The organism is Nevskia soli (assembly GCF_903970205.1).
In the GTDB taxonomy this organism is placed as follows: Bacteria; Acidobacteriota; Terriglobia; order Bryobacterales; family Bryobacteraceae; genus Bog-113.
Genome location: NZ_CAJCHS010000288.1, coordinates 1 through 5634 on the forward strand (window position 1 = coordinate 1; position 5634 = coordinate 5634).

General features: G+C 59.9%; 2 protein-coding genes and 1 pseudogene. All 3 read left to right on the forward strand.

Annotated elements, in window-relative coordinates; translation table 11 throughout:
• A pseudogene (locus tag H1Y01_RS12820) lies at nucleotides 1-1572 on the forward strand (TonB-dependent receptor); the annotation flags it as partial.
• Between the two features lie 15 nt (nucleotides 1573-1587).
• Complete coding sequence (locus tag H1Y01_RS12825) at nucleotides 1588-4566, forward strand: DUF3604 domain-containing protein (RefSeq protein ID WP_180540913.1); 2979 nt, start codon at nucleotides 1588-1590, stop codon at nucleotides 4564-4566.
• Nucleotides 4567-4602: 36 nt separating this feature from the next.
• The coding region (locus H1Y01_RS12830; protein ID WP_180540914.1) for a DUF1254 domain-containing protein at nucleotides 4603-5634 on the forward strand (1032 nt) is incomplete at its 3' end.

Genomic DNA, 5634 nt, shown 5'->3' on the forward strand with positions numbered 1-5634 from the left:
TACAGCGGCTTGACCTGGTCCGATGCTTTGTTCGGTGCTCCCAAAACAGGAGTTTACGCATTTCCCGCGGGAGGCGGCGGCATCGGTCTCCGGCAATCCGATTTGTCTACGTACGTGCAGGACAACTGGAAGGTCACCGGCCGATTGACTCTCAATCTGGGCGTCCGCTACGAGAACTTCCTCGGGTGGCCCTGGACGGAAGTGGGCAACCGCGAGTACAACTTCGTTCCGTCCCTCTCCACAACGCAGTTATTCCAGGTAGGAACAAATGGAATCCCGGCGAGTGGTTTGCACGGGAACAATCTCGACTTCATGCCGCGCGTAGGATTGGCTTACAAAGTAACTTCGAAAACAGTTTTCCATGCCGGGTATGGAATTTACTACTCCGCGCCCAACGTCACCAATTCAAGCGGACTTTCCAATAACGTACCCTATCTAAGCTACTGGACGTTCAACAACGCAACGCAATATGGGGCTATAGCGCCCAACGGTACCCCGTTCAACTTCGCCTCGGACGGATTTGTTCACACGCCCGTCACTAACCCCGCGGACCTTCCCAAGGGGCTTCCGGTATTCGCGCAGGATCCCAATGCGAAAACGCCCTACAGCGAGCAGTGGCATGCCAGCATACAGCAGCAAATCACCCCGAAGACCTTGCTTACCGTTGCCTACGTTGGAACACGAGGGATTCATCTGGACGCACTGGTGGATATCAACGCCGGCTCCCCGGGAACCACAAACGTCACGGTAGGCCGGCCTTACCCCTACTTTGCCCAAATCAATCAGCTTCAAACCACTCAGATTTCCTCCTACAACGCATTGCAGGTCTCAGCCGAGCGCCGTGCCGGAGCCCTCACGTTCCTAGCCTCCTACTCCTACAGTCACTCTCTTGATGACAGCAGCGGCAGTCCTGGCGCCGTTGTAAATCCATACAATGTTAGAGCCGACTATGGAGACTCCGACTTCAATGTCCCCAACCGTTTCGTAGCCAGCGTCAATTACCAGCTACCCTTCAGAACGTCGGGAAAATCGAACTTCATCGTCGCCGGATGGCAGATGAACGCAATTGCGTCGTACTTTGACGGCCTCCCATTCTCCGTTACATCCGCGAATGGCGTGGGCGATGGACTCACTCCGCGCGCCGAATTCGTCGGGACCAGCGGTAACGGCTCGCTGCCGACGGGTCAGCGGACCATTACCGAATGGTTTAACACTGCGGATTTCGTCAGCATCCCGCTCACGGGGCCGCTCGCGAACGCACAATGGGGAGATTCCGGCCGTAATATCCTGCAGGGGCCGGGAACCAAGAACATAGACTTCTCCATCTTTAAGAACTTCCGATTGACTGAGTCGAAGAACCTGCAAATCCGCGGCGAGTTCTTTAATCTGTTCAACACACCGCAGTTCAATAATCCCAGCGCCGTTGCTCCCACCCCGGCAACGGGCAGCACCGTTCTGGTCGCCAATCTGGCGGCGTCGCCTGCTTTTGGGACGATCTCATCGGCGGGATCGCCGACTACATTCCAGCGAATCTCGCGCGAGATTCAGGTGGCTGGCAAGTTCACGTTCTAACGTTGGGTGAGTTCAATGAGACCTGCCAAACTTGCCCTTCCGCTGCTCCTGATCCTCGCTTCTTTCTCCGCTCGCGCCGACGTCGGAGTCCGGATCTTATTAGGAATTTCCGACGAGAATCCGGCGACTTGGGACGGCTCCGCCACGGTAACTTCCGGAAAGATTACGCGTCTCGATCCCTGGAGATTCGGCAAGGATGATTCCATCAACGCCGATGCATCGTGGAAAATCTCAACCGCGCCCGTGCTCTCATTCCTTCATCTCGTGGAGCGGCGCAAACCTCCCGTCGGCTCGAATGGCGTGATTGTCTGGTTGACCGGTGAGGACGAAAATACCCAAGTTCGTGTGCAAACCGCGCAGGGTAACTTCAATATACGTTTGGGTGACCTTCCCTACGGCCAGTTCAACCACCTCCTGGACGGCCGTGTCGCTGTGGATCGCATCCCGCCGAGCACCCAGCTCACCAGTTCCAAAGATGAGCAGGACTATCCCTCCGCCGCTGTTTCGCCGAACGGCGAAATTTGGCTCGCGTACATCGAGTTCAAACACAACCCGAAGCATGACCAGATTCGCCTGCCGATGACGACGGCTCCGAAGGATTACTCGGTTTACTCCGAGAAACCCGGCGGCGATCAGATCTTCGTCAAGCACTTCTCCAATAACACCTGGGGCGAGCCGATCGCGCTCACTCCGGGCGGCGGCGATCTCTATCGTCCCGCCGTCGCGATCGACGGGAAGGGCAGACCCTGGGTGTTCTGGTCGGAAAACCGGAAGGGTAACTTCGAAGTATTTGCGCGCGCCCTCGATAATGGCCGTCCGCTAAGCACCGTCCAGATCTCGAAAAACTCCGGCTCGGACGTTTTTGCGGTCGCGGCGACGGATTCCAAGGGCGCCGTGTGGGTCGCGTGGCAGAGCTGGCAGAACGGCAGGGCGGCGATCCTGGCCAGTGTCCAGAACGGAAATGCGTTCTCCCCGCCGCAGAAAGTTTCCAACTCGAACGCGAATGAATGGAACCCGGCCATCGCGGCGGACGCGAGCGGCCGAGTCACCGTGGCCTGGGATTCCTACCGCAACGGCAATTACGATGTGTACGCCAGAACGGCCGTGGGCGGCAACTGGCAGCCGGAGATTCCCGTTGCCGCGACCGCGCGCTATGAAGCGTACCCATCCATCGCGTACGACCCAAAAGGCCGGTTGTGGGTTGCCTATGAAGAGGGTTCCGAGGGCTGGGGCAAAGATTTCGGCGCCGATAAGAGTGACGGCGTTCCGCTGTATTTCGCGCGGGCGATTCGCCTGGTCGGGGTCGACGCATCCGGCGGCCGCCTCGATCCGGGTGTCGACGTCGGAACCGTGCTCTGGGGCAAATCCGATGTGCGCGAGGACGAGACGGTCCGCCAGGCCGATGTGACCGGTTGGGAAAAGCCGGATCCAAAGCTTTACAGCAAGCGCGAACCGAACGCCCACATCTGGCCCCCCAACAACCCGCGCAATAGTCTGCCCCGGCTGCGGGCGGATGCATCCGGGCGGCTGTGGCTTGCGTTTCGCAGCAACCATCCGGCGGTTTGGGGTCCGCTTGGAACCTCCTGGTCGGAGTATGTCGTCTCTTTCGATGGCACCCGCTGGACGGGACCCATCTATCTCAACCGCAGCGACAATCTTCTCGATAACCGCCCGGCCCTGGTGACCCGTGGCGCGGGCGACCTGGTCGTGATCGAGTCGTCGGATTCGCGCCGCGATTCTTCCACTCTCATCAAACAAGGCTGGAACCTGAAAGAGATACTCGCGTTCTCCGAACCGGACCCCTACCAGAACGATCTCTACGCCAGCGTGCTGAAGCTGCCGCCGGCTCCGAGTCCGATCGCCGGACGCCCGTTACCGGCCGCGCCCGCGCCCGTCGCCACCGAGGCCGTTCCCGAGGAGCGCGAATCGGTCGCGAAGCTGCGCGATTTTCGGCTCTCCGATGGCGGCGCTAACTATTTGATCGCACGCGGAGAATTTCATCGTCATAGCGAGATCTCGATGGACGGCGGGCTGGACGGCGCCATTCTCGATCAATGGCGCTATATCCTCGATGCCGCGTCGCTCGATTGGGTCGGCTGTTGCGATCACGATAACGGCGAGGGCCGCGAGTACACGTGGTGGATCACGCAGAAGTTGACCGATATTTTCTATACGCCAGGCAAATTCGCCCCGCTGTTCAGCTATGAACGGAGCGTGTCCTACCCCGAGGGCCACCGCAATGTCGTCTTTGCTCAGCGCGGGGTGAGGGCGCTGCCGCGGCTGCCCAAAGTCGAAAACGATTCCACCGGCTCGGCGCCGGATACCCAGATGTTCTACGCATACCTGCGCAAGTACAACGGCGTAGTGGCGTCGCATACCAGCGCGACGGACATGGGCACGGACTGGCGCGACAATGACCCGGACCTCGAACCGATCGTGGAGATCTACCAGGGCATGCGCCAGAACTATGAGATGCCGGACAGCCCGCGCGCGGGCAATGAGAAGGATTCCATCGGAGGCTGGCGCCCGAAAGGCTTCGTCAATCTTGCGCTGGACAAGGGCTACAAACTCGGCTTCCAGGCAAGCTCCGATCACATCTCCACTCACCAGAGCTACGCCAATCTGCTCGTGACCGAGAATACGCGCGAAGCGCTGATCGACGCGCTGCATAAGCGGCACGTCTACGCCTCGACGGATAACATCATCGCCGATGTGCGCAGCGGCGATCATCTGATGGGAGACGCGTTCTCAACCGATTCCCCGCCCGAGATCGCGGTGAAACTCAGCGGCACCTCTCCGTTCAAGAAAGTGGTGATCGTAAAGGACAACGAATACGTTTACTCGACCGCTCCCGGCTCCAGGGACGTCAACTTCAAGTGGCGGGACAACTCTCCGAAATCCGGCAAGACCAGCTACTACTACGTGCGGGGTGAGCAGGAGAATGGAGAGCTTGTCTGGGCTTCGCCGTTCTGGATCACCTACAAAGGGCAATAGCGTGCGCTGTAGTGGTGGCGCTGGAGCGGACCGCTTATGAATCGAAGAAATTTCCTGATCGGATCCACGTTGACCACCGCGCTCACTCGGCTCCGCGGTGACCAGACCGGACCCCTGCAGGACATTGCGCACGAGGCTTATATCTGGAGCGTGCCGCTAGTTCTCCAGGCAATGTATCTTCAACGCTGCCGTGACCGGAAATTCCTCCTAAATCGCTTCACGGTCTCCTCTCAGTTGGCCGGTCCCGATGACAAGAACGCGGGACCGAACGTCGACACCCTTTACGGATTCGCCTGGCTGGATCTGCACCAAGAGCCGGTCGTGTTGCACGTCCCCGACACGCACGATCGCTACTACTGCATTCATCTGATCGACATGTATTCGAACTCCTTCGCGTACGTCGGTCGGCGTACAACGGGCACGAAAGAAGGCCGCTACTTCATCACCGGTCCGGGATGGCGAGGTTCGCTGCCCAAAGGCGCAAAAAGAATAGAGTCACCCACTGACTACGTGATGACTCTGACCCGGACCCTGGTACGCGGACCGGCCGATCTCGCCGCTGCGCGTGCGGTGCAACAAAAGTACACGCTCTCGCTCCTGAGCCGGCGTGCCGATCCGGCTCTCGCACCTCAGGAGGTGGTTTCCGCAATCACGGAGTTTCCCGTGCTGGATCTCGTCGCCGGCGGGGCCAAGTACTTCGACGAAATGGGCGCCGCCCTGGCTCAGTATCCGCCTCCGGCGCGCGAGAATGCGCCGCTGGAGCGGTTCGCGAAGGCCGGCATCGGGCCGGACCGCCGTCCGTCGGAAAGCCCGGATAGTCAGCTCACGTCAACCCTCGGGCAGGCGGCTCTCGCCGCGGATGCCCTCGTCAAGAGCACGAAGGTCTCAACCGAGGTGAACGGTTGGAGAGTCAATTACAACGTCACTCCTTTCATCGCCGACCGGTTGGTTCGGGCTGCGATCAATCGCATGGGACCCGGCGTACACATTGCCCAGGAGGCCTTATACTTCGGCGCCCAAAGCGACGCGGCGAACCAGCCGCTGACCGGAGCCGCCCGCTACCGGATC